20 protein-coding genes are annotated in these 23,848 nt (G+C 62.4%); 6 read left to right on the top strand and 14 right to left on the bottom strand.

The window, feature by feature from the left end:
* Window positions 1–40 precede the first annotated feature (40 nt).
* Window positions 41–1,231 (bottom strand): 4-hydroxybenzoate 3-monooxygenase, encoded by a 1,191-nt coding sequence (gene pobA / locus J3361_RS19535; protein WP_207965956.1) that lies wholly within the window; start codon window positions 1,229–1,231, stop codon window positions 41–43.
* 175 nt (window positions 1,232–1,406) lie between these two features.
* Between pobA and J3361_RS19530 the strand changes: the two genes are divergently transcribed.
* A complete protein-coding gene (locus J3361_RS19530) occupies window positions 1,407–2,300 on the top strand; it encodes a helix-turn-helix domain-containing protein (protein WP_207965955.1) in 894 nt (297 codons plus the stop codon).
* Window positions 2,301–2,307: 7 nt separating this feature from the next.
* Here J3361_RS19530 and J3361_RS19525 read toward each other — a convergent pair whose 3' ends face one another.
* The 6 genes from J3361_RS19525 to arcD (J3361_RS19500) form a co-directional block, all read right to left on the bottom strand.
* Window positions 2,308–2,484 (bottom strand): hypothetical protein, encoded by a 177-nt coding sequence (locus J3361_RS19525; RefSeq protein WP_165826046.1) that lies wholly within the window; start codon window positions 2,482–2,484, stop codon window positions 2,308–2,310.
* A 278-nt stretch (window positions 2,485–2,762) separates the two neighbouring features.
* Window positions 2,763–3,122 carry a DUF5064 family protein gene (locus J3361_RS19520; RefSeq protein WP_207965954.1) on the bottom strand — a complete coding sequence of 120 codons (360 nt, stop codon included), beginning with the start codon at window positions 3,120–3,122 and terminating at the stop codon, window positions 2,763–2,765.
* Window positions 3,123–3,187: 65 nt separating this feature from the next.
* Window positions 3,188–4,117 (bottom strand): carbamate kinase, encoded by a 930-nt coding sequence (gene arcC, locus J3361_RS19515; RefSeq protein ID WP_207965953.1) that lies wholly within the window; start codon window positions 4,115–4,117, stop codon window positions 3,188–3,190.
* Window positions 4,118–4,305: 188 nt separating this feature from the next.
* Window positions 4,306–5,316 (bottom strand): ornithine carbamoyltransferase, encoded by a 1,011-nt coding sequence (locus J3361_RS19510; protein WP_207965952.1) that lies wholly within the window; start codon window positions 5,314–5,316, stop codon window positions 4,306–4,308.
* An 84-nt stretch (window positions 5,317–5,400) separates the two neighbouring features.
* Window positions 5,401–6,657 (bottom strand): arginine deiminase, encoded by a 1,257-nt coding sequence (gene arcA, locus J3361_RS19505; RefSeq protein ID WP_207965951.1) that lies wholly within the window; start codon window positions 6,655–6,657, stop codon window positions 5,401–5,403.
* A gap of 31 nt (window positions 6,658–6,688) precedes the next feature.
* Window positions 6,689–8,116 (bottom strand): arginine-ornithine antiporter, encoded by a 1,428-nt coding sequence (arcD, locus tag J3361_RS19500; RefSeq protein ID WP_207965950.1) that lies wholly within the window; start codon window positions 8,114–8,116, stop codon window positions 6,689–6,691.
* A gap of 363 nt (window positions 8,117–8,479) precedes the next feature.
* On the opposite strand from arcD (J3361_RS19500), the gene arcD (J3361_RS19495) reads away from it, so the two are divergent.
* Complete coding sequence (arcD, locus tag J3361_RS19495; protein ID WP_207965949.1) at window positions 8,480–9,907, top strand: arginine-ornithine antiporter; 1,428 nt, start codon at window positions 8,480–8,482, stop codon at window positions 9,905–9,907.
* Window positions 9,908–10,081: 174 nt separating this feature from the next.
* Here arcD (J3361_RS19495) and J3361_RS19490 read toward each other — a convergent pair whose 3' ends face one another.
* From J3361_RS19490 to gap, 7 genes are all read right to left on the bottom strand, one after another.
* Entirely contained in the window at window positions 10,082–11,428 is a 1,347-nt protein-coding gene (locus tag J3361_RS19490) for a CoA transferase (protein WP_207965948.1), read from the bottom strand.
* Window positions 11,429–11,462: 34 nt separating this feature from the next.
* Entirely contained in the window at window positions 11,463–11,903 is a 441-nt protein-coding gene (locus J3361_RS19485; protein WP_207965947.1) for a YbaN family protein, read from the bottom strand.
* Window positions 11,904–12,074: 171 nt separating this feature from the next.
* Window positions 12,075–12,665: a biliverdin-producing heme oxygenase gene (locus J3361_RS19480; RefSeq protein ID WP_207965946.1), complete on the bottom strand. Its 591-nt coding sequence runs from the start codon at window positions 12,663–12,665 to the stop codon at window positions 12,075–12,077.
* Between the two features lie 171 nt (window positions 12,666–12,836).
* Window positions 12,837–15,431, bottom strand: coding sequence for a TonB-dependent receptor (locus tag J3361_RS19475; RefSeq protein WP_207965945.1), 2,595 nt, complete (start codon window positions 15,429–15,431; stop codon window positions 12,837–12,839).
* A gap of 119 nt (window positions 15,432–15,550) precedes the next feature.
* A complete protein-coding gene (locus tag J3361_RS19470) occupies window positions 15,551–16,456 on the bottom strand; it encodes a FecR domain-containing protein (protein WP_207965989.1) in 906 nt (301 codons plus the stop codon).
* A gap of 146 nt (window positions 16,457–16,602) precedes the next feature.
* Window positions 16,603–17,109 (bottom strand): RNA polymerase sigma factor, encoded by a 507-nt coding sequence (locus J3361_RS19465; protein ID WP_207965944.1) that lies wholly within the window; start codon window positions 17,107–17,109, stop codon window positions 16,603–16,605.
* A gap of 259 nt (window positions 17,110–17,368) precedes the next feature.
* The gene (gene gap / locus J3361_RS19460; protein WP_207965943.1) at window positions 17,369–18,370 is read right to left on the bottom strand and encodes a type I glyceraldehyde-3-phosphate dehydrogenase; all 1,002 of its coding nucleotides are present in this window, start codon (window positions 18,368–18,370) and stop codon (window positions 17,369–17,371) included.
* A gap of 230 nt (window positions 18,371–18,600) precedes the next feature.
* On the opposite strand from gap, the gene edd reads away from it, so the two are divergent.
* From edd to J3361_RS19440, 4 genes are all read left to right on the top strand, one after another.
* Window positions 18,601–20,427 carry a phosphogluconate dehydratase gene (gene edd, locus J3361_RS19455; RefSeq protein WP_181289326.1) on the top strand — a complete coding sequence of 609 codons (1,827 nt, stop codon included), beginning with the start codon at window positions 18,601–18,603 and terminating at the stop codon, window positions 20,425–20,427.
* A complete protein-coding gene (locus J3361_RS19450; RefSeq protein WP_207965942.1) occupies window positions 20,424–21,383 on the top strand; it encodes a glucokinase in 960 nt (319 codons plus the stop codon). Before edd ends, J3361_RS19450 begins: the two co-directional genes overlap by 4 nt.
* 181 nt (window positions 21,384–21,564) lie before the next feature.
* A complete protein-coding gene (locus tag J3361_RS19445) occupies window positions 21,565–22,296 on the top strand; it encodes a response regulator transcription factor (protein ID WP_186709230.1) in 732 nt (243 codons plus the stop codon).
* A complete protein-coding gene (locus tag J3361_RS19440; protein WP_207965941.1) occupies window positions 22,286–23,755 on the top strand; it encodes an ATP-binding protein in 1,470 nt (489 codons plus the stop codon). Before J3361_RS19445 ends, J3361_RS19440 begins: the two co-directional genes overlap by 11 nt.
* Window positions 23,756–23,848 lie beyond the last annotated feature (93 nt).

Below are 23,848 nucleotides of genomic sequence, written 5' to 3'. Positions count from 1 at the left end.
GGCGAATGGGACGAAGCCCCCAGTTTAAGTCGATAGGCGGCTATTCGATAGCCTCGTAAGGAAGCCCGACGTAATTTTCCGCAATGGTTTTTCGACCGGCCTCGGAGTCGAGGAAATACTCCAGCTCGGCTTCGCTGATGCGCTGGTTGAAGGCATCGTCGTCGAAGCGGTGCAGCATCGAGGTCATCCACCAGGAGAACCGCTCGGCTTTCCACACGCGCCGCAGGCAGATGGCCGAATATTGTTCCAGCAAGTCCACACGGCCGTCGCGATAGACCTTGAGCAAGATGTTGAACAGCGTGCTGACATCGCTGGCCGCCAGGTTCAAGCCCTTGGCCCCCGTAGGTGGGACGATATGGGCCGCGTCACCCACCAGGAACATCCGCCCATACTGCATCGGTTCGACCACGAAGCTGCGCAGCGGCGCGATGCTTTTTTCGATGGACGGGCCGGTCACCAGGGCGTCGGCCAGGTCGGCGGGCAGGCGGTTTTTCAGTTCACCCCAGAAGCGCTCGTCCGGCCAGTCGGCGACGTGTTCCTCGGCGGGGACTTGCAGGTAGTATCGGGTGCGGGTCTTGGAGCGCATGCTGCATAGGGCAAAACCGCGGTCGTGCCGGGCGTAGACCAGTTCCTCGTGGACGGGTGGGGTGTCGGCCAGCACGCCGAGCCAGCCAAACGGATAGACGCGTTCGAAGACCTTGAGTTTTTCCGCTGGAATGGCCTGTCGCGCCACGCCGTGGAAACCGTCGCAACCGGCAATGTAGTCGCAGTCCAGGCGCCAGGCTTGCCCTTCATGTTCGAAGGTCACGAAGGGGTGTTCGGTTTGCATGTCGTGGGGCTGGGCGTCGCTGGCCAGGTACAGGGTGCGGGCGCCGGCGGCTTCGCGGGCGGCCATCAAGTCTCGGGTGACTTCGGTCTGGCCGTAGACCATGACGTTTTTACCGCCGGTCAGGCCCTTGAGGTCGATGTGCACCCGCCGATCGTTGAGCACCAGCTCAAAGCCGTCATGGGGCAGGCCTTCGGCGTCCATGCGCTGGCCGACGCCGGCCTGGCGCAGCAGTTCGACCATGCCTTGCTCCAGCACACCGGCGCGGATGCGGCCCAGGACATAGTCCGGGGCCTGGCGTTCGAGGATGACGGTGTCAATCCCGGCGTTGTGCAGCAACTGGCCGAGCAGCAGGCCAGAGGGGCCGGCGCCGATGATAGCGACTTGGGTCTTGAGGGTTTTCATTGTTCTTATGACTCGCACGAAGCACGCGACCAGGGTCGGTGTTGATTGTTATGGACCGAGTGCCTACATTTTTCGCTTGCGGACCTGTCAGTTGAAGGGGAAAACTGAGCCGATACCTGTTCTTTTCGCCAATTGGTGCGATTATCGCCCGCACCCCCAGGCCCGGATCCACGTTATGAAAAAACCTGACCTGCCTTCGATCCCGGTGTTCAAGCTCTACGGTGAGAGCCAGGAATGGCCGACGCCGGACCTGTTGCATTGCGAGACCATCTCCAAGCGCAGTCGCGAGCATCACTGGGAAATCAAACCCCATCGGCATGCCGACCTGTGCCAGCTGTTGTTTGTCTTCAAGGGCCAGGCGGAACTGGAAATCGAAGGCCGACGCACCCAGCTCACCGAGCCGGCGGTGCAGATCCTGCCGCCGCTGTCGGTCCATGGCTTTCGTTTTTCCGAGGATGTGGAAGGTTACGTGGTGACGTTGGCGGCGCCGCTGGTCACGCACCTGCAAGCGCAGCTGGGGCATTCGGTCAATGTGTTGGCCCAGGCCGAAAGCTACCCCGCCCTCGAGAATGCCGAGTACCTCAACAGCCTGTTCAGCGCCTTGCAGAATGAGTACATGGGCCATCAACCGGCCCGGGAAATGCTCATGCATGCCCTGGTCAGCGTGATCATGGTCTGGGTCAGCCGCCAGGTGATGCAGCGCCACTCCCAGGGCCAGCGCCCGCAACGGGCCCGGGAATACCTCAACGGCTTCATTCAGTTGGTGGAAGAAACCTATCGCGAGCACGTCAAGGTCGAAGACCTGGCTCATCGCTTGGGCATTTCCGTGTCGCACCTCAACGGCACCTGCCGCGAACTGGCGGGGCAACCGGCGTTGCAGATCATGCATGAGCGCCAGTTGCTGGAAGCCAAGCGCCTGCTGACCTACACCGGCATGACCATCTACGAGATTTCCGAACTGCTCGGGTTTTCGGATCCGACCAACTTCACCCGGCTGTTCCGCCGCCGCGTCGGTATCTCGCCCAAGGCGTTCCGGGACCGGCTCAAGACCGATCAACAGGACGACTGACCACGCCTCAGCGCAGGGCGTTCAGGGTTGCGCTGTGGGGGATGCAGCGTTCGAAGTTGCAGCTGGCGTATTCACGTGGCAGTTGCCTGGCCTGCTCGACCCGGTAGGCCGCAGTGCCATACAGCGCAAGCGTAGCGGTGCAGGTGACGAAAATGGCGAGGCGTCTTCTTGTTTTGATGTTCATGGCGGTGACCTCTGAACGAATACCCCGGGGGTACTACTTTCAGCATAGGTCAGCCGTGGCGGGTTGCCAGTAAGGCAGTGAGTGTGTTTAACCTGATATTCAGAACACTGATAGCCCCTGTGTGGAGCGAGCTTGTGGGAGCAAGTCCTGTGGGAGCAAGGCTTGCCCGCGATGCAAACACCTCGGTGTAACTGATAGACCGAGGCGATGCCATCGCGGGCAAGCCTTGCTCCCACAGGTCTGCTCCCACAGGGGATTGAGGGGATCTTTTAACCGGGTTACGCCAGGTGCTCCGGCTTCATCGGGTCGCCCGGCTTGACGTCCAGTTGCTTGCGCACGTCTTCGAACATTTCGTCGTAGTACTTGTGCATCGAGCCGATGCTGGCGGTCTTGGGCAGGCCGTACTTCTGGGCGATGCGCGTGGCATGACGGGCGAAGTCGAAGGCCTGGTCCTTGGCCAGGAAAAAGGTCTCGTCCAGGGTCTTGTCCTCGACGGTGCCATGTATCCGGAACGACATGCCCGTGCCTTCCTTGCCGTCCTGGTCGACCTTGTAGTCGATGCACAGGTTGTAGCTGAAATCATCCTTGTTCAGCGCGTGGCGCTCCATGTGCAGGTGACCGGGTTCGAACATGGCCATAAAACGACTCTCCTTCGAAGGCATGGGTGTAGGGCAGACCCTGGATCCGCCCTGCAAGTTTCCTGTTATCGATAAGCGATGCCCGGTGTCGCCGTGCTGATGCGCGTGCCGGCAGTGCCCTGGACGATAGCATCGATGTCCGACAGCGACCCGATCACCGCGACCTTGCCGGTGTTGCGCGCGAATTCGCAGGCCGCCTGGACCTTCGGGCCCATGGAACCGGCGGCGAAGCCGAGCTTTTCCATTTCGTCGGGGTGGGCCTGGGCAATGGCTTTCTGGGTCGGCTTGCCGAAGTCGATGAACGCGGCGTTGACGTCGGTGGCGATCACCAGCAGATCGCTTTCCAGTTGTTCAGCCAGCAGCGCCGAGCACAGGTCTTTGTCGATCACGGCTTCCACGCCTTGTAGCTTGCCATCGGCGTCGTACATCGTCGGGATGCCGCCACCGCCGGCGCAGATCACGATGCTGCCTTTTTCCAGCAGCCATTTGATCGGGCGGATCTCGAAGATGCGCTTGGGCCGTGGGCTTGCGACCACGCGACGGAACTTGTCGCCGTCCGGAGCGATGGCCCAGCCTTTTTCAGCGGCCAGTTTCTGTGCTTCTTCCTGGCTGTAGACCGGGCCGATGGGCTTGGTGGGGGTTTGGAAGGCCGGGTCGTTGGCGTCCACTTCAACCTGGGTCAGGAGCGTGGCGAAGGGCACTTCGAAGTCCAGCAGATTGCCCAGTTCCTGTTCGATGATGTAGCCGATCATGCCTTCGGTTTCGGCGCCGAGCACGTCCAGTGGATACGGCGTGACCGAGGTGTAGGCCGCCGCCTGCAGCGACAGCAGGCCGACCTGAGGACCGTTGCCGTGGGCGATGACCAGTTGATTGCCAGGGTGGATTTTCGCGATCTGTTCGGTCGCGGTGCGGATGTTGATGCGTTGGTTGTCTGCGGTCATGGGTTCACCCCGACGCAGGAGGGCGTTACCGCCCAGGGCAACGACGATACGCATGGTGCTGTCCTTTAAAAATGGATCGAACAATGCAGTGCCCCTTGTGGGAGCTGACCTGTGGGAGCAAGGCTTGCCCGCGATGCAAACACCTCGGTGTAACTGATAGGCCGAGGCGATGCCATCGCGGGCAAGCCTTGCTCCCACAGGCCCCACAGTTCTGCTCCAGAGAGCTTGAACTGCTTGAGGTTCTAGATATCCGCCAACGCCGCCACCAGGATCGCCTTGATGGTGTGCATGCGGTTTTCCGCCTGCTCGAAGGCGATGTTGGCCGGCGATTCGAACACTTCTTCGGTCACTTCCACGCCATTGGCCAGGTTCGGATAACGGGCGGCGATGTCCTTGCCGACCTTGGTTTCACTGTTATGGAACGCCGGCAGGCAGTGCATGAATTTCACCCGTGGGTTGCCCGAGGCCTTCATCATCTGCGTGTTGACCTGGTAGGGCAGCAACTGCTCGATGCGCTCATCCCAGGCTTCCACCGGCTCGCCCATGGACACCCAGATGTCAGTGTGGATGAAGTCCACGCCCTTGACGGCTTCCTTCGGGTCTTCGGTGATGGTCAGGCGCGCGCCACTTTCGGCGGCGAAGGCCTGGCACTGGTCGATGAAATCCTGGTGCGGCCACAAGGCTTTTGGTGCGCCGATGCGCACGTCCATGCCCAGCTTGGCGCCGATCATCAGCAGCGAATTGCCCATGTTGTAGCGGGCATCGCCCAGGTAGGCGTAGCTGATGTCATGCAGCGGCTTGTCGCTGTGTTCGCGCATGGTCAGGGTGTCGGCGATCATTTGGGTCGGGTGGAATTCGGCGGTCAGGCCGTTGAACACCGGCACCCCGGCGAACTTGGCCAACTCCTCGACGATCTCCTGTTCGAAGCCACGGTATTCGATGGCGTCGAACATCCGCCCCAGGACCCGGGCGGTGTCTTTCATGCTTTCCTTGTGGCCGATCTGCGACGACACCGGATCGATGTAGGTGACGTGGGCGCCCTGGTCGTGGGCGGCGACTTCGAAGGCGCAGCGGGTGCGGGTCGAGGTCTTCTCGAAGATCAGCGCGATGTTCTTGCCCTTGAGGTGCGGCTGTTCGGTGCCGGTGTACTTGGCACGCTTGAGGTCGCGGGACAGGTCCAGCAGAAAGTGCAGCTCGCGATTGGTGTGGTGCATCAGACTCAGCAGGCTGCGGTTGCGCATGTTGAACGCCATGATGTGGATCTCCTTGGGTTTCGGTTATCCCCGGGGCCGACCTCTGCCGTGGGATGGAGAGCAGTGCCGGCCCAGGCTCGAAGGTCAGTAATCGATCGGGTCGCGGATGATCGGGCAGGTCATGCAGTGACCACCGCCACGACCGCGACCGAGTTCGCTGGCGCTGATGGTGATGACTTCCACGCCGGCCTTGCGCAGCAGGGTGTTGGTGTAGGTGTTGCGGTCGTAGCCGATCACCACGCCCGGTTCCACCGCCACCACGTTGTTGCCGTCGTCCCACTGCTCGCGTTCGGCGGCGAAGCTGTTGCCGCCGGTTTCCACTACCCGCAACGCGGGCAGCTTGAGGGCGGCGGCCACGGTGTCGAGGAAGCTGCCGTCCTCGCGGCGCACATCGATGCCACCGGGCTTGCTTTCGTCAGGGCGTAGGGAGAAGGCGACGATCTGGCTCACCACTTCCGGGAAAATCGTGACCAGGTCGCGGTCGCAGAAGCTGAACACGGTGTCCAGGTGCATGGCGGCGCGGGATTTCGGCAAGCCGGCGACGATCACCCGCTCCACGGCTTTGTGCTTGAACAGGTTCAGTGCCAACTGGCCGATGGCTTGGCGGGACGAGCGCTCGCCCATGCCGATCAACACCACGCCGTTGCCGATGGGCATGACATCGCCGCCTTCGAGGGTGGCGTTGCCGTGATCCTGGTCCGGGTCGCCGTACCAGACCTGGAAGTCGGCTTGGGTGAACTCCGGATGGAATTTGTAGATGGCGCTGGCCAGCAGGGTTTCCTGGCGGCGCGCCGGCCAGTACATCGGGTTCAAGGTCACGCCGCCGTAGATCCAGCAGGTGGTGTCGCGGGTGAACTGGGTGTTGGGCAGCGGCGGCAGGATGAAACTGGAATGCCCGAGGAAATCGCGGAACATCTGGATGGTCTTGCCGCCGAAGCTGTCCGGCAGGTCGTCGGCCGAGACGCCGCCGATCAGGAATTCGGCGATATGGCGCGGCTCCAGGCTACGCAGCCACGATCCGACTTCATTCACCAGGCCCAGGCCCACCGAGTTGGCGGTGATCTTGCGCTGGAGGATCCAGTCCAGGGCTTCGGGAATGGCGACGATGTCGGTCAGCAGGTTGTGCATTTCCAGCACATTGATGTCCCGCTCGCGCATCTTGGTGACGAAATCGAAATGGTCGCGCTTGGCCTGGTTGACCCAGATCACATCGTCGAACAGCAGCTCGTCGCAGTTGTTCGGGGTCAGCCGCTGGTGGGCCAGGCCTGGGGAACAGACCATGACTTTACGCAGTTTGCCGGCTTCGGAATGAACGCCGTACTTCACTTTTTCCGTGGTCATTACACATCCTCCCGTTAAAACAATCAGCCAACTACAAGGTCAGGAAGCCGTCGTAGAGTCCATAGGCCGCCACCAGGGCGCCTGCGACCACTGCGGCGAAAATCAGCTTCTCGACAGAGGTGAAAATCGGTTTGCCCAACTCGCGCTTGGCCTTGGCGAACAGGATCGCGCCGGGGGCATAGAGCAGGGCGGAGAGCAGCAGGTACTTGATGCCGCCGGCATACAGCAGCCACACCGCATAAATCAGGGCGACGGCACCGATGAACAGGTCCTTGCGCCGCTCGGCCGCGAAGCCTTCGTAGGTCTCGCCGCGCACCGCCAGCAACACTGCGTAGGCCGCCGACCACAGGTACGGCACCAGGATCATCGAGGTGGCGAGGTAGATCAGCGACAGGTAGGTGCTGGCCGAGAACAGGGTGATGACCAGAAATACCTGGACCATCGCATTGGTCAGCCACAGGGCGTTGGCCGGTACGTGGTTGGCGTTCTCCCGGCGCAGGAACTCGGGCATGGTGTGGTCTTTGGCGGCGGCGAACATGATTTCGGCGCACAGCAGCACCCAGGACAGCAGGGCGCCGAGCAGCGAGATGATCAGGCCGACGCTGATCAGCACCGCGCCCCAATGCCCGACGACATGCTCCAGCACGGCGGCCATGGACGGGTTCTGCAACTTCGCCAATTCCGGCTGGGTCATGATGCCCAGGGACAGCACGTTGACCAGCACCAGGAACAGCAGCACGGTGATGAAGCCGATGACGGTGGCCTTGCCGACGTCGGTGCGTTTCTCGGCCCGGGCGGAAAAAATACTCGCGCCCTCGATGCCGATGAACACCCAAACGGTGACCAGCATCATCTTGCGCACCTGGTTCATCACGCTGCCCAGGTCCGGGTTCATCGTGCCCCAGATGTCCCGGGTGAAGATCTCGAGCTTGAAAGCGAACAGCGCGATCAGCACGAACAGCACCAGCGGCACGATCTTGGCGACGGTGGTCACCAAGTTGATGAACGCGGCTTCCTTGATGCCACGCAGCACCAGGAAATGCACCGCCCACAGCAGCACGGAGGCGCCGATTACCGCCGCGACGGTATTGCCCTCACCAAAAATCGGGAAAAAGTAGCCCAAGGTGCTGAACAGCAGCACGAAGTAACCGACGTTGCCCAGCCAGGCGCTGATCCAGTAGCCCCAGGCCGACGAAAAACCCATGTAGTCGCCGAACCCGGCCTTGGCGTAGGCATACACCCCGCCATCCAGATCGGGTTTGCGGTTGGCCAGGGTCTGGAACACGAAGGCCAGGGTCAGCATGCCGACGGCGGTAATCGCCCAACCGATCAGCACCGCGCCGACATCGGCACTGGCCGCCATGTTTTGTGGCAGGGAAAAGATTCCCCCGCCGATCATTGAGCCGACGACCAATGCAACCAACGCACCCAATCGAAGTTTTCCGGGGGTATCAGACATTTGCGAGACTCCAATGCAGGAGAAGAGAGTCAACAGACTAAGTCGATTTGAAAGTTGAATAGCTGATCTGGATCAGTGCATGACAACATTCCATTGTTAATGAAGAGTTTAAAGCGTCCATTGGTGTGTATAAAAGCTCGAAATGCCCATTCCAGAGCCTTCAATAGGGGCGCTGGGTGATTGCTTTTCCGTGGGATATTCACGCTAGTTGATTTTCACCGAGTTGCAACTATTTTGTAGATGGCTGTCCTGGCAATGATATTCAGGGTCAGTGGCTGATAAATAAGACAACGGACTTTGCAACGCGCGCGTTATTCAAAAAGGCTATTGGGCTTTTATTTAATTATTAAATAGCGAGGGAAAATGTCGCCACCGATTGAAAAGTTGCCGCTGGGCGCATTGGTCGCACTGGTGGTGGGGTCGATGATCGGTGGTGGGATCTTTTCCCTGCCGCAAAACGTCGCGGCTCGGGCCGATGTCGGGGCGGTGTTGATCGGCTGGGCCATCACCGCCGTCGGCATGCTGACCCTGGCCTTCGTGTTCCAGACCCTGGCCAATCGCAAACCGGCATTGGACTCGGGCGTGTATGCCTACGCCAAGGCCGGCTTCGGTGACTACATGGGGTTCTCATCCGCCTGGGGTTATTGGATCAGCGCCTGGATGGGCAATGTCGGTTACTTCGTGCTGCTGTTCAGCACCTTGGGCTATTTCTTCCCGGTGTTTGGCCAGGGCAACACGCCGGTGGCCATCGGCTGCGCATCGTTGCTGTTATGGGCCGTGCATTTCCTGGTGTTGCGGGGCATCAAGGAGGCGGCGTTCATCAACCTGGTGACCACCGTGGCCAAGGTCGTGCCGCTGTTGATGTTCATCGTCCTGGCTGCCGTGGCCTTCAAGGCCGAGATTTTCACCCGCGATATCTGGGGCACGATGAGCCCGGACCTGGGCAGCGTGATGGACCAGGTGCGGCACATGATGCTGGTCACGGTGTTTGTGTTCATCGGTATCGAAGGTGCCAGCGTGTATTCGGCGCGAGCCCAGAGACGTGCTGACGTAGGGCGGGCGACGGTGATCGGTTTCCTTGGCGTACTGGCGTTGCTGGTGCTGGTGAATGTGTTGTCCCTGGGGGTGATGAGCCAGCCGGAATTGGCGCAATTGCAGAACCCGTCCCTGGCTGGCGTGCTGGAGCACATTGTCGGGCCTTGGGGCGCGTTGTTGATCAGCCTGGGCCTGGCGGTGTCCTTATTGGGGGCGCTGCTGTCTTGGGCGTTGTTGTGCGCCGAAATCCTCTACGCCACCGCCCGGGACAAGACCATGCCCGCATTCCTGACCAAGGAAAATGCCAACCATGCGCCGGTCAACGCGCTGTGGTTGACCAATGGCATGATCCAGCTGTTTTTGCTGATCACCTTGTTTTCCGCCGGCACCTACACCAGCCTGATCTACCTCGCTTCATCGATGATCCTCGTGCCATACCTGTGGTCGGCGGCTTATGCGGTGCTGCTGTGCGCCCGAGGGGAAACCTACGAACGGGCCTCGGCCCAGCGCATGAAAGACCTGTGCATCGGTGGCGTTGCGTTGTGCTACGCGGTGTGGCTGTTGTACGCCGGCGGGGTGAAGTATCTGCTGCTGTCGGCGTTGTTGTATGCGCCGGGGGTGATCCTGTTTGCCCAGGCCAAGCGGGAACAGGGACAGCCCTTGTTCACCCATATGGAAAAGGGGATTTTTGCTTGCGTGATGACAGGGGCGAGCATGGCGGCGTATGGGTTGTACAGTGGGTTTTTGGCGTTGTGAGGCGAAGGTCACCTTTTTGGGAGAGTGAAGGGGGTCTGTGGGAGCAAGGCTTGCCCGCGATGCAAACACCTCGGTGTAGCTGATAGGCCGAGGCGATACCATCGCGGGCAAGCCTTGCTCCCACATAAATCCCCTCGCCACAATGAACTGTGGTCGACACACAGGCATGGGCCGTCACCACCGTGCCCGATGCGCCCCCAGTTCAGCCGCCGGCAAGGTCCATTGCAGCGGCGTCCCGGTGATTTTCAAGGGCACCTGCAAGCGGTGGGCTGGCCCCCATGGCGTCTGTTCGATCACCAGGCCCTGATCATCTTCGGCCTCGGCTCGCAATGGGCCCGAGTCCCCTGCGCCACGCTCGATCAACAGCTTCGCCGTGCGCGCCAGCGACAAGCGTGCCGAGCCGCCGTGGCCGCTTTCGAGACGGCGGGACAGTAGCACCAAGGCGCTGGCCGCCAGCAGATAGCCGGTGCCGTGATCCAGTGCTTGCGCCGGCAGCGGTGTCGGTTTGTCGGTGTGTTTCCAAGCCATGCCGGCTTCGGCAATGCCACTGCTCATTTGCACCAGGCTGTCGAAGCCGCGTCGGTTCTGCCACGGGCCGGTCCAGCCGTAGGCGTTGAGGCTGACGTCGATCAGGCCCGGGGCCAGTTTCCGGCACTGTTCGGCGCTGTAGCCCAGGCGCTCCAGGGCGTCGGCACGGTAACCGTGCAGGAGGATGTCGGTGTCCTTGAGCAGTGCCTCGAACGCCGCGCGATCATCGGCTCGATGCAAGTCGAGGCGGGCGCAGCGTTTGCCCAGGGTGACTTCCGGGACCACGCCGGGCTCGTTCCAGGTCGGCGGGTCGATGCGCAGCACATCGGCCCCGAGGCCGGCGAGGAAGCGGCTGGCGACGGGGCCGGCCAGCACGCGGGTCAGGTCCAGGACCTTGAGGCCTGCCAGTGGCTGGGTCACGGAGCCAAGCCAGGGTTTGTGCTGTTCTGCAATCGTTTCATTCAGATGCACCAGCGGCTCGGCATTCACCGCCATGCCTTGGGGGTGGGTTTGCCAGGCCTGCCACGAACGCATCTCGGCGGCGCAACCGTCGGCGTCGACCACGGCCTGTTCCAGCGCGGCCTTGTTCCAGCGGGCGACCCTGGTCGCCATGTCGGCGCGGTCGGTGCAGGAGCCGAGGACTTTTTCCGCCGCCAGGCGATGATGCGGCGCGTTGGTGTGCAGGCGAATCCAGCCGTCGGCGCAGGCGTAGTCGCCGGCCACCGGGTCCCACATCGGCGGCACACCCCAGCCGATGGGGCGTAGGGAGGTGGCGAACCAGAACGACGCCAGGCGTCGGTCGACTTCGACGGGTGGCAGGCGGCCGGTTTGCTGGTGGATGAGCGCGGCGGTGGCTTGGCCGGCTGCGGCGATGCTGGCGCTGGCCAATTCCGTGACGGCGAACGCGGAGGACAGGGCGCCTTCGCCGCTGAAGGTGATCGGGGTCGTGGGCAAACCGAGCGCGGCTTGCATGGACATGAGCAGATCTGACATCGAAAGCCCTCCAGTACGAGAGGGCGATCATAGATCAAAAATCCGTTGGGGGCCGCTTTGCGGCCCAGCGGGAGCAAGCTCCCTCGCCACAAGAGCCCTGTGCCTGTTCCGGGCGCGACCAGATCCACAGGTTGCCAAGGCCCATGCCGGCGAGCGCCAGGTAGACCGGCCAGCCGTGGTCGAGTATCACCAGCATCAACCCGGCACACAGCAGCATGCTGGCGGTGGCACCGACCTTGGCCCGGCGCGGGATAACCTTACCGTTGCGCCAGTTGTGCAGCATCGGCCCGAACAGCCGATGGTTCTCCAGCCAGGCGCTCAGGCGCGGCGAACTGCGGGTCGCGGCCCAGGCGGCCAGGAGGATGAACTCGGTGGTCGGCAGGCCAGGCACGACGATGGCGACCAGGCCGATGGCCAGGCTGGTGTAGGCGAGCAGGGCGAAGAGCAGTTGGGTGAGTTTCGACGGATGGTTCATCAGCGTTTTTCAGTCATACACATTTCCTGTGGGAGCGGGCTTGCTCGCGAAGGCGGTATATCAGCCAACATAATCGTTAACTGACCCACCGCCTTCGCGAGCAAGCCCGCTCCCACACTGGTTTCTGGGTGGACTGCAAGATATGCATCCACCCTAAATTCCTTGTGCGAATCAGGCCAATTCGGTCGCGTAAGCCTGTTCCAACAGCACCGTAAATCGGTTGAACGCATCCAGCGCGCCTTGGTCCGCCTCGGCTTCCTGCTGTTCGGTGAAGGCCAGGCCATCGAGGGTGCGGGTGAAGGATTTCCAGCCTTCGGCGCGCCCGCCGGCGGGTTCTGCCAGATGCCGGGCGCCGAAGGTTTCGCTCAACCCCAGGCCCACGGCGCGCTTGATCAGGAAGGCGGCACCGAGCTTGGAGCCTTCGGAGACGAACAGCCAGCCCAGGGCTTCGGCCTGGGTCGGATTGTTCACCGCACCGGCCACCGGCGCGGGGACTTCGGTGTCCAGGTCGGCGAGATCCGCCTTGGCTGCGTCGGCACGGCAGCGGGCCGGCAGGTCGGGAATCAAGGCGGACAGTTCGGCATCGTTGTACAGCGCCACCAGTTCCGACTGGAACAGATACTGGGCGACGACGAAACGGGCGAAGCTGGCCGGGGTGTCGAACGGGGCGTGGGCCTTGACCAGTGCGTCGAGCTTGCCGTGGGGCGCGTGGGTGATCTGGTTCAGGCGTTGGGAGCGTGAAGGGGGACGTTGTGTGGTCATGAAAAAATTCCTTCGAGTTGGAACATTGTGGCGAGGGAATTGTGGGAGCAAAGCTTGCTCGCGAAACAGGCGCCTCGATTTCTGGGAGACCGCATCGCCTCCATCGCGGGCAAGCCTTGCTCCCACATGACTCTCCTGGCCACGGGTATTTGTTTTGCCAGGGCAGCCGAATCAGATATCCCAGATCAGGTTCACCGCGAAGTTACGCCCGGGCGCCGTCAGGCGATCGAGGTTGGCGGGGCTCAGCACGGCCGCTTCGCCGACGCTGTCGTAGCCGCGCACGTCATCCCACAGCCAGTATTTCTTGTCGGTGAGGTTGTAGAGGCCGCCGCTGACGGTCACGTCGCCGGTCACCTTGTAGTAACCCGTCAGGTCGAGGATGCCGAAGCCTGGGGTCTTGAATTGGCTGCTCACGCCATCGGGGGAGTTGAAGTTGCTGTCGTCGACGCGGTCCTTTTTCTTGACCAGGGTCCAGCTGAGCAAGGTGCCGAACTGCTCCTGGTCGTAGCCCAGGCCGAACACGCCGGTGAGCGGGTTGATGCTGTTGAGCGGTTCGCCCGTGTCGTTGTTGCGACCGTAGAGGTAGGCCACCGAACCCTGGGTGTAGAGGCCTTTTGGCGCGCCCAGCACGTCCAGGTCCAGGCGCCCCTTGGCTTCGACGCCCTTGATGGTGGCGTGCTTGATGTTGTTGCTCTGGAAGGTCAACTGGTCGGCACCGGGGAGGATGGCGTCCTCGTTGATGAAGTCGCGGTACTTGTTGTAGAACACCGCCACGTCGAACGAACCGGAATCGAAACGGCCACGCAGGCCGGTCTCGTAGCCCTGGCTTTTTTCCGGCTCCAGGTCGGGGTTGGGTTCTACGCTATAGCCGGGGGCGGTGTTCTCGAAACGACCGTACAGAGCCTTGGCGGTCGGGGTACGAAAGCCTTCGGCGTACTGGCCGTACCAGGTGTACTCATCGCTCAGGGCGTACGTCACGCCGAACTTGGGCGAGACGCGATGCCAGGTCTTGTCCTTGCCGCTGACTGTACCGCCGCCGGTAGGGTCCACGGTACTGAGGAATTCCTCGGTCAGGTGCGGTTTGAGCCGGGTGTAGTCGTAGCGCAGGCCGGGGGTGAAGGTCCATTTGTCCCAACTGATCTGGTCCTGGGCGAACAGGCTGTAGGTGTTGATGGTCGGGTCGGGGAAGTCACTGGCTTTTGCCAGCACGTCCCGGGTGCTGATGGCGCCCACCGCCGGGCAACCGACGCCGACCGCCAGGCACACGCCATTGCCACTGCGCGAGCCGGTGACTTTCTGTTGCTTGAGGGTGGTGCCGTAGGTCAAGGCGTGGTCGGTGTCGGCGATGCTGAAGGCCTTGTCCAGTTGGGCATCGAAGACCCACTGCTTTTCTTCATAGAGGGTCTCCCGGGTGCGCAGGACCTGGCGGGTGATCGGGAAATAGAACTCGGCGGTGCTCTGGTCGGTCTTGGCGACCTGGTGATTCAGGCTCCACTTGACGTGATCGGCCAGCAGGCTGTCGAGGGCGAAGCTGTGCTCCAGGCCGAAACGCTCGCGGGTGATGGTGTCGTTACCGGTGCGCCACTGGTACATGCCGCCGGGCAGTACGAAGTCGGGAATCGCCGGCTGGCCGTTGGCGTAGGGGCCGCCGTAGGCGCTTTTCAGATCGCTGTCGCGGTCGTCCTTGTATTTCTCGTAGACCAGGCCAAGGCGTGCGTCGTCGCTGTAGTTCCAGCCGAGCTTGGCCAGCACGTTGTTGGCGCGCACGTCTTCCGGGTTGGCCGCGGTGCGGTCCAGGCCGGTGCCGTTGTGGCTGCCGTAGGATTCGGTTTCATGACCGTCGCGTTGGCTGTAGTGCAACAGGCCGTCGAACTGCCCGCTGCGACCGGCGACGGTGGCGGACTTGAGCCAGCTCTCGTCGGCGGAGCTGTAGCCGGTCTTCAGGCGCGCGCCAACGTCCTGGCCTGGCTTGATGATGTCGTCCGGATCGAGAGTGAAGTAGCTGACGGCACCGCCAATGGCATTGCTGCCGTACAGCACCGAGGCCGGACCGCGCAGGATTTCCACGCGCTTGATGATTTCCGGGTCGACGTAGTTGCGCTGGGTCTTGGCGTAGGGGCCGTTGAAGAACCCGCCGGGTATTTCCACGCCGTCGACCTGGGTCAGGATCCGATTGCCGTCGATGCCGCGGATGTTGTAGCCGCTGATGCCGCCGCGCTGGCCCGCACCGCCCACCGATACGCCCGGTTCATAGCGCACCAGGTCCTTGAGGGTATTGACGTTGTTGCGGTCCAGTGCGTCGCGGTCATGGACAGTGACCGTACTCGGTACGCTGGTGATGTCCTGTTCCTGGCGGGTGGCGCTGATGGTCACCTGTTGCAGTTCCAGCGCGCTGCCGCGGCTGCGTTTTTCCAGGACGATGCTGTTGTCGCCCAGCTTGCGATAGCTCAGGTTGGTCCCCACCAACAGGCGTTCCAGGGCTTTTTCCGGCGGTAGCGAGCCGTTCACCCCCGGCGAGGCGACGCCTTCGGCCAGTTCCGCCGGCAGGCCGACCTGCCAGCCGGTGACCGCGGTGAATGCATTCAGGGCCGAGACCAGGGGTTGCCGGGCGATGGCAAAGGTGTAGTCGCCCATGTTGCGTGCAGGGGGCTGCACGGTGCTGGCGGCCAGGGCGAGCGGCGCGGTGCCGGCCATCAGGATGGCGGCGGTGAGCAGTGACAGCGTGCAAGAAGGGGCAAGAAACCGGCAAGTAAGGCGAGAGGACATCGATAGCGCTCCGTGTCGCATCTGTTATAGGTGCAGATTCGCGTTTCTGGATGCGAATCAATTGCATTGGCTATAACGAGACGAACCAGCGGAGCCTATCGAGTAAAAATAATTCTCATTTAGTTCAAGATCACCAGCGCCGGGAATTCCTGGAGCCGCGCCGAGGTGATGTGGGCCAGGGAACGGACCACGTCCAGCGGCTGATCGAGGCGGTAATTGCCGGTCACCGCGACGTTGGCCAACTGTTCGTTGCTGTTGATGATCCAGCCGGGGTAGTAGCGGCGCAGCTCGGCCAGTACCTGGCTCAGCGGACGGTTCTCGAACACCAGCCGACCCTGGACCCAGGCCAGCTCGGTGCTGGCATTGAGCCGGGCCGGGCGGTCGAAGCCGTTGGGGCCGATGCGGATGCTTTCCCCGGCGGACAACCGCACATGGGTGTCGTTGCGGGTGGCCCGCAGGTCCACATCGCCGCGCTGCACCTGGACCTGGGCCACACCGTCGAGGTAACGCACGGCGAAGGTGGTGTCGCTGACGCTGGCAGTGACCGGGCCGGCATCGATTTCCAGCGGCAGGGTGCGGTTGCCTGGGACTTCGAAGAAGGCCTCGCCTTTGTACAGGCGCGCCACGTGCCGTTGTTCGTTGAACGTGCTGGAGAAGGCCGAATCGGTGTTGAGCAGGACCTTTGACCCGTCCTCCAATTGCAGGCGCTGGCGCTCACCGACCACGGTCAGGTGATCGGCCTGGAAATGCAGGGGCAGGTCGCTGAAGTTGAACAGGCCGAGAAACAGAACAGCGGCGGTGGCCAGGGGTTTCCAGTGGTCACGCAGGCGCGACAGGGCGGTGACCTTGGGCGCGGTTTCCAGCCGGCGGGCACTTTCCAGCACCTGCGGGCCGTTCCAGATCGCCTGGGCCCGGGCAAACGCCTCGCCGTGACGTGGATCGGCCGCCAGCCAGGCCTGGAACTGCCGCGTCTGTTCCGCGCTGGGGCTGTCCAGCAGGATCAGCCAGTCCAGCGCCTGCTCCATGGCATGGGCGGTTTCCGGCGTCGGCTCAGGAGAAGGGGAGTTGTCCGTCACGGTGGGGTCTCGGAGTTCAGTGGCGAGTTTCAAGCTTCAAGCTTCAAGCTTCAAGCCGCAAGCACAACCTCAACTTGCAGCTTGCAGCTTGAAACTTATCGCTGCAATTGTCCCACACAGATCGCCATGATCAGTTTCAGTTCCTTTTGCACCGTGCTCAGGGACACGCCCAGCCGTTCGGCGATTTGCTGGTAACTGTGGCCATGCAGGCGGCTGAGGATGAAGATCTGCTGCTGTCGCGGGCTCAGGGCTTGCAGGCTCACGTCCAGGCGCTCGAGCAGTTGCTGGGCATGGGCGGCGTCTTCGGCACTGCTCTGGGGGGCGGCGACGTTGTGGACGACCTCCAACGGTACGTCATCCAGCAAGGTCCTGGATTGGATGCGCCGGGCACGCAGGTGATCCAGCGCCAGGTTGCGGGCGGTCTGGAAAACAAAGGGCTCGAGGTGTTCGACCGTGCGTTCACTCAAAGCGCGGGTGACGCGCAGGTAGGTTTCCTGAAGCAGGTCTTCGGCGGTACTGGGGTTGCGGACCATGCGCTCGAGGGTTCGCAGCAGCGGCGTGCGCTGGGCGAGGAAGACGTGATGAAAGCGCGATTGGCTCACGGTAGGGTCCGATCCGGTTCGAGTAGATGATAATGCTTATCATCTGCTCGACAGGTCAAGCCTTCATTTCATCACGCCGAGCCCATGTGAGGAGCAAACCTTGGGGCAAACCTGTGGGAGCAAAGCTTGCTCGCGATAGCGTTCTCAAAGCCTGCACAGTTGCTGCATGTGACGGTGTCATCGCGAGCAAGCTTTGCTCCCACTGGCCTGCTCCCAAGGTTTGCTCTTACAGGCTCGCTCCACATTGGCCAGCAGTCAGTTACTCGGCGTTACACAACGCCAGGCAGTTATCCAGCATACGGTTGGAGAAGCCCCATTCGTTGTCATACCAGGCCAGTACCTTGAGCAGCTTGCCGCTGGCCTTGGTGTGGTTGGCGTCGAAGATCGACGACAGCGGGTTGTGGTTGAAATCGCTGGAGACCAGCGGCAGGGTGTTGTAGCCGAGGATCTTCGAATGCTGGCTGGCATGGCGCAGCAGTTCGTTGACTTCTTCGGCCGAGGCTTCGCGCTTGAGCTGCACGGTGAGGTCGACCAGGGAGACGTTGATCACCGGTACGCGCACGGCCATGCCGGTCAGCTTGCCGGCCAGGTCCGGCAGCACCAGGCCCACCGCTTCGGCGGCGCCGGTCTTGCTCGGGATCATGTTCTGGGTGGCCGAACGGGCACGGTACGGGTCGCTGTGGTAGACGTCGGTCAGGTTCTGGTCGTTGGTGTAGGCATGGATAGTGGTCATCAGGCCGCTTTCGATGCCCAGCTCGCGGTGCAGCACCTGGGCCACCGGGGCCAGGCAGTTGGTGGTGCACGACGCGTTGGAGATGATCTGGTGGGACTGGCGCAGGATATCGTGGTTCACGCCATACACGACGGTGGCATCGGCGCCCTTGGCCGGGGCCGAGATGATCACCTTGCGGGCGCCGGCGCTGATGTGCGCAGCGGCCTTGGCACGGTCGGTAAACAGACCGGTGCATTCAAACACAACGTCGATTTTCTCGGCGGCCCAGGGCAGTTCGGCCGGGTTGCGGATGGCGCTGACCGAGATGCGGTCGCCATTGACTGTCAGGCTTTCGTGGTCGTGCTGGACGTCGGCATCGAAGGTGCCATGGACGGTGTCGTACTTGAGCAGATGAGCATTGATCGCACTGTCGCCCAGGTCGTTGATGGCGACGATCTGCAGGTCGCGACGATAGCCTTGGGTATACAGTGCACGGAGGACGTTGCGGCCGATGCGGCCAAAACCATTGATTGCGATTCGAAGAGTCATTAACTGCGCCGCCATCGATTTGTTGTTGGAATTACAAGATTATTCGCATAAAAATAGAAAACAAGCCTTTTTAGTGGCAATATTTTGTTTTATCTACAACGAGTGACCTGAATCAACTGGTCCGAATGGTCAAAAACCGTCTGTCGCCTCGCCTTCCACACAGCGTGCAGCGGGCTTTTGACCAGCATAGACAATCAGGTCGCCACATCCGTTAGCCTGGAGTTCTACACATGCATCCCCGCGTTCTTGAGGTCACCGAACGGCTTATCGCCCGCAGCCGCGCCACGCGTGAGGCTTACCTTGCATTGATCCGTGGTGCGGCCAGCGACGGTCCGATGCGCGGCAAGCTGCAATGCGCCAACTTCGCTCATGGCGTGGCCGGTTGCGGCACCGAAGACAAGCACCATCTGCGGATGATGAACGCCGCCAACATCGCCATCGTGTCGTCCTATAACGACATGCTCTCGGCCCACCAGCCTTACGAAACCTTCCCGGAACAGATCAAGAAAGCCCTGCGCGAGATCGGCTCGGTCGGCCAGTTCGCCGGTGGCACGCCGGCAATGTGCGACGGCGTGACCCAGGGTGAGGCGGGGATGGAACTGAGCCTGCCGAGCCGCGAAGTGATCGCGCTGTCCACGGCGGTGGCGTTGTCCCACAACATGTTCGACGGCGCACTGATGCTCGGCATCTGTGACAAGATCGTTCCGGGCCTGATGATGGGCGCGCTGCGCTTCGGTCACTTGCCGACGATCTTCGTGCCCGGCGGGCCGATGGTCTCGGGCATTTCCAACAAGGAAAAAGCCGACGTGCGCCAGCGTTACGCCGAAGGCAAGGCCACCCGCGAAGAGCTGCTGGAATCGGAGATGAAGTCCTACCACAGCCCCGGCACCTGCACCTTCTACGGCACCGCCAACACCAACCAGTTGTTGATGGAAGTGATGGGCCTGCACTTGCCGGGCGCCTCGTTCGTCAACCCGAACACGCCGCTGCGCGATGCCCTGACCCGTGAAGCGGCGTTCCAGGTGACGCGCCTGACCAAGCAGAGCGGCAACTTCATGCCCATTGGCGAAATCGTCGACGAGCGCTCGCTGGTCAACTCCATCGTCGCGCTGCACGCCACCGGCGGCTCCACCAACCACACCCTGCACATGCCGGCCATTGCCATGGCGGCGGGTATCCAGCTGACCTGGCAGGACATGGCCGACCTCTCCGAGGTGGTGCCGACCCTGAGCCACGTCTACCCGAACGGCAAGGCCGACATCAACCACTTCCAGGCGGCGGGCGGCATGTCGTTCCTGATCCGTGAATTGCTGGAAGCCGGTTTGCTCCACGAAAACGTCAACACCGTGCTCGGTCACGGCCTGAGCCGCTACACCCAGGAGCCATTCCTCGAGGACGGCGAGCTGGTATGGCGCGACGGTCCGATCGAAAGCCTCGACGAAAACATCCTGCGCCCGGTGGCCCGCGCCTTCTCGCCAGAAGGCGGGTTGCGGGTGATGGAAGGCAACCTCGGCCGTGGCGTGATGAAGGTGTCGGCCGTGGCCCTGGAAAACCAGGTTGTCGAGGCCCCGGCCATGGTCTTCCAGGATCAGCAGGACCTGGCGGACGCCTTCAAGGCCGGCCTGCTGGAGAAAGATTTTGTCGCGGTAATGCGCTTCCAGGGCCCGCGCTCCAACGGCATGCCCGAGCTGCACAAGATGACGCCGTTCCTCGGTGTGCTGCAGGACCGCGGCTTCAAAGTGGCGCTGGTGACCGACGGGCGCATGTCCGGCGCATCGGGGAAAATTCCGGCGGCCATCCATGTCAGCCCCGAAGCTTATGTCGGTGGTGCGTTGGCCCGGGTGCAGGAGGGCGATATCATCCGTGTCGATGGCGTCAAAGGCACCTTGGAACTGAAGGTGGACGCCGAAGAATTTGCCGCGCGCGAGCCGGCCAAGGGCCTGTTGGGCAACAACATCGGCACTGGTCGCGAGCTGTTCGGTTTCATGCGCATGGCCTTCAGCTCGGCGGAGCAGGGCGCCAGCGCCTTCACTTCTGCCCTGGAGACGCTTAATTGAAACTGGCTTTGGTCGGTGACATCGGTGGGACCAACGCACGCTTCGCGCTGTGGAAAAACCACAACCTGGAAAATATCCAGGTGCTGGCCACGGCGGATTACGCCTGCCCGGAAGATGCCATCGAGGTTTACTTGAGTGGCATGGGCCTGAAGCCGGGCGCCATCGGTTCGGTGTGCCTGTCGGTGGCCGGTCCGGTGAGCGGCGATGAGTTTCGTTTTACCAACAATCACTGGCGCCTGAGCAACCTGGCGTTCTGCGAAAGGTTGCAGGTGGAGAAGCTGTTGCTGGTCAACGACTTCTCGGCCATGGCCCTGGGCATGACCCGCTTGCGTCCCGATGAATACCGGGTCGTGTGCGAAGGCACCCCGGAGCCGATGCGTCCGGCGGTGGTGATCGGGCCAGGCACCGGGCTGGGCGTCGGTACGCTGTTGGATCTGGGTGAGGGCCGGTTCGCCGCGTTGCCGGGGGAGGGCGGCCATGTCGACCTGCCCATGAGCAGCCCGCGGGAAACCCAGTTGTGGCAGCACATCTACAACGAGATCGGCCACGTCAGCGCCGAAACCGCCTTGAGCGGCAGCGGGTTGCCTCGGGTGTACCGGGCCATTTGCGCCGTGGATGGCCATGTGCCGGTGCTCGATACCCCCGAATCCATCACCGCGGCCGGCCTGGCTGGCGACCCTATCGCCTTGGAAGTGCTCGAGCAGTTCTGTCGCTGGCTGGGGCGCGTGGCGGGCAACAATGTGTTGACGCTGGGCGGACGCGGCGGCGTCTACATCGTCGGTGGCGTGGTCCCGCGCTTTGCTGATTTCTTCCTCGAAAGCGGTTTCGCCAAGTGCTTCGCCGACAAGGGTTGCATGAGCGATTATTTCAAGGGCATTCCGGTCTGGCTGGTGACCGCGCCATACTCCGGCCTGATGGGCGCGGGCGTGGCGTTGGAGCAATCCGCCGCAGCTTAAAGTTGAAATGTGGCCTCTTGTGGGAGCGGGCTTGCTCGCGAAGGCGGTGTGTCAGACAACAAAAAAGTTGAATGACACACCGCCTTCGCGAGCAAGCCCGCTCCCACAGTGGTTTAGCTGTGTTTGTAGTCCTCATCCATCAGGCATAATCGCCCCCATCCAAACAACAAGGACGAGGCCCGTGAGTTCAGTGAACAAATCGATTTTGTTGGTCGACGACGACCAAGAGATTCGCGAGCTGCTGGACACCTACCTCAGCCGTGCGGGTTTCCACGTGCGCACCACGCCTGACGGCGCCGGGTTTCGCCAGGCGCTGAACGATGCCCCGAGCGACCTGGTGATTCTCGATGTGATGTTGCCCGATGAAGACGGCTTCAGCCTTTGCCGCTGGGTTCGCCAGCATCCACGCCAGGCCCATGTGCCGATCATCATGCTCACCGCCAGTTCCGACGAGGCCGACCGGGTCATCGGCCTTGAGCTGGGCGCCGATGATTACCTGGGCAAACCCTTCAGCCCGCGTGAGTTGCAAGCGCGCATCAAGGCGCTGCTGCGCCGGGCGCAATTCGGCCAGGAACGCGCCGGCGGCGAAGTGCTGGCCTTCGATGAATGGCGGCTGGACATGGTCAGCCATCGGCTGTTCCATACCGACGGTGAAGAAGTGATTCTCTCCGGTGCCGACTTCGCTTTGCTCAAGTTGTTTCTCGACCATCCCCAGGAAATCCTCGACCGCGACACCATCGGCAACGCGACCCGTGGCCGTGAGCTGATGCCCCTGGACCGGATCGTCGACATGGCGGTCAGCCGCCTGCGCCAGCGTTTGCGTGACACCGACAAGCCACCGCGGCTGATTCGCACGGTGCGGGGCAGCGGATACCAACTGGCGGCCAGTGTGGTTGCCAGCAATGGTCATTGACTGGATCAAAAAAATCGCCCGGCGGGTACCGGTGCCGCGCTCGTTGCTGGGCCGGATGTTGTTGCTGACTTTGCTGGTGGTGCTGTTCGCCCAAACCCTGTCCAGCCTGATCTGGGTTTCGCAATTGCGCGCCACCCAACTCGAAGGCCTGGTCACCAGCGCCCGCAGCCTGGCCCATTCGATGACGGCCAGCGTCAGTTATTTGCGCTCGCTGCCCGTGGCGTACCGGCCGTTGGTGCTGGACCAGTTGCGCAGCATGGGCGGCACGCGGTTCGTCGTCACCCTCAACGACAAACCCCTGGGCATGGACGTGCTGCCGGTGACGCCGCGCAAGCAGGCGGTGCTCACGGCCGTGGATGAAGTGCTGCGCCGTTCCTTGGGCCATAACGCCGACATCTCGGTGACGTTTGTCAGCCCCGACGACCTGCGGATTTTCAATGCCGGGCTCAAGCTCGATGAACTGCCTCGTTCGTGGGCCCACTATGCCCTGACGCTGGAGCCGGTAAATCCACCGGTGCTGGTCACGCAGATCCAGATGGCGCCGGGGGAATGGCTGTACATCGCCTCGCTGCTGCCCGAACCCTACACCAGCCTCGAAGAGCAAGACCTGCCCAAGCAACAGGTCGGTTTCATTCTGCTCACCAGCAGCCTGTTGTTGCTGTTCATCGGTTTGCTGGTGCACTGGCAGAGCCGGCCCCTCAAACGATTGGCGCGGGCCGCGCGGGACATGTCCCTGGGCGCCGAAGTGGAGCCGGTGGCCGAGGGCGGCGGCAGCGAGGTGGTGGAAGTGGGGCGGGCGTTCAATGCCATGCGCGAACGTATCAGTCGCTACCTGACGGAGCGCAGCCAGTTGTTCAGCGCGATTTCCCACGACTTGCGCACACCGATCACCCGATTGCGCCTGCGGGTCGAGCTGCTGGAGGACGAAAACCTGCAAGCCAAGTTCGGCCGGGACCTGGATGAGCTGGAGCTGCTGGTCAAAGGCGCGCTGCAATGCGTCAAGGACACCGACATCCACGAGAACATCGAGCCGGTGGACCTCAACCATGTGCTCGATTGCCTGGTCGAGCCTTACCTGGCGCCCAACGGCAACGGCCGGGTGACCCAGGATGGCCGGGCGCTGGCGCCGTATCCCGGCAAGCCGCTGGCCCTCAAGCGCTGCATCGGCAACCTGATCGACAATGCCTTGAAATACGGGCAGAACGCCCACCTGCACATCGATGACGATGAAACCGCGTTTATCCTGCACGTCGACGACGAAGGGCCGGGTGTGCCGGAACAGCGCCTGGAGCAAGTCTTCGAGCCGCATTTCCGTCTCGCCGGGCAACAGCAGGGTTATGGCCTGGGCCTGGGCATCGCCCGCAACATTGCCCACAGCCATGGTGGCGAGGTGAGCCTGCAGAACCTTCGCGAAGGGGGGTTGCGGGTGACGTTGCAGTTGCCTCGTAGTGTGGATTAACACCGCGTTATCGTTCTTCGCGAGCAGGCTCGCTCCCACAGGGGTTTTGTGAACGCCGAAGATCCAGTGTGGGAGCGGGCTTGCTCGCGAAGG

Origin of the sequence: Pseudomonas sp. OA65 (assembly GCF_017498305.1) — a bacterium.
GTDB lineage: Bacteria > Pseudomonadota > Gammaproteobacteria > Pseudomonadales > Pseudomonadaceae > Aquipseudomonas > Aquipseudomonas zanjanensis.
Note: the sequence above shows the minus strand (reverse complement) of the source record. Positions and strands in the feature narration are given on the sequence as shown.

Excerpts from the sequence above, each read along its gene's own strand:
- pobA (WP_207965956.1), bottom strand. The coding sequence starts at position 1,231 with ATGAAAACCCTCAAGACCCAAGTCGCTATCATCGGCGCCGGCCCCTCT.
- J3361_RS19530 (WP_207965955.1), top strand. The coding sequence starts at position 1,407 with ATGAAAAAACCTGACCTGCCTTCGATCCCGGTGTTCAAGCTCTACGGT.
- J3361_RS19525 (WP_165826046.1), bottom strand. The coding sequence starts at position 2,484 with ATGAACATCAAAACAAGAAGACGCCTCGCCATTTTCGTCACCTGCACC.
- J3361_RS19520 (WP_207965954.1), bottom strand. The coding sequence starts at position 3,122 with ATGGCCATGTTCGAACCCGGTCACCTGCACATGGAGCGCCACGCGCTG.
- arcC (WP_207965953.1), bottom strand. The coding sequence starts at position 4,117 with ATGCGTATCGTCGTTGCCCTGGGCGGTAACGCCCTCCTGCGTCGGGGT.
- J3361_RS19510 (WP_207965952.1), bottom strand. The coding sequence starts at position 5,316 with ATGGCGTTCAACATGCGCAACCGCAGCCTGCTGAGTCTGATGCACCAC.
- arcA (WP_207965951.1), bottom strand. The coding sequence starts at position 6,657 with ATGACCACGGAAAAAGTGAAGTACGGCGTTCATTCCGAAGCCGGCAAA.
- arcD (WP_207965950.1), bottom strand. The coding sequence starts at position 8,116 with ATGTCTGATACCCCCGGAAAACTTCGATTGGGTGCGTTGGTTGCATTG.
- arcD (WP_207965949.1), top strand. The coding sequence starts at position 8,480 with ATGTCGCCACCGATTGAAAAGTTGCCGCTGGGCGCATTGGTCGCACTG.
- J3361_RS19490 (WP_207965948.1), bottom strand. The coding sequence starts at position 11,428 with ATGTCAGATCTGCTCATGTCCATGCAAGCCGCGCTCGGTTTGCCCACG.
- J3361_RS19485 (WP_207965947.1), bottom strand. The coding sequence starts at position 11,903 with ATGAACCATCCGTCGAAACTCACCCAACTGCTCTTCGCCCTGCTCGCC.
- J3361_RS19480 (WP_207965946.1), bottom strand. The coding sequence starts at position 12,665 with ATGACCACACAACGTCCCCCTTCACGCTCCCAACGCCTGAACCAGATC.
- J3361_RS19475 (WP_207965945.1), bottom strand. The coding sequence starts at position 15,431 with ATGTCCTCTCGCCTTACTTGCCGGTTTCTTGCCCCTTCTTGCACGCTG.
- J3361_RS19470 (WP_207965989.1), bottom strand. The coding sequence starts at position 16,456 with ATGGAGCAGGCGCTGGACTGGCTGATCCTGCTGGACAGCCCCAGCGCG.
- gap (WP_207965943.1), bottom strand. The coding sequence starts at position 18,370 with ATGACTCTTCGAATCGCAATCAATGGTTTTGGCCGCATCGGCCGCAAC.
- edd (WP_181289326.1), top strand. The coding sequence starts at position 18,601 with ATGCATCCCCGCGTTCTTGAGGTCACCGAACGGCTTATCGCCCGCAGC.
- J3361_RS19440 (WP_207965941.1), top strand. The coding sequence starts at position 22,286 with ATGGTCATTGACTGGATCAAAAAAATCGCCCGGCGGGTACCGGTGCCG.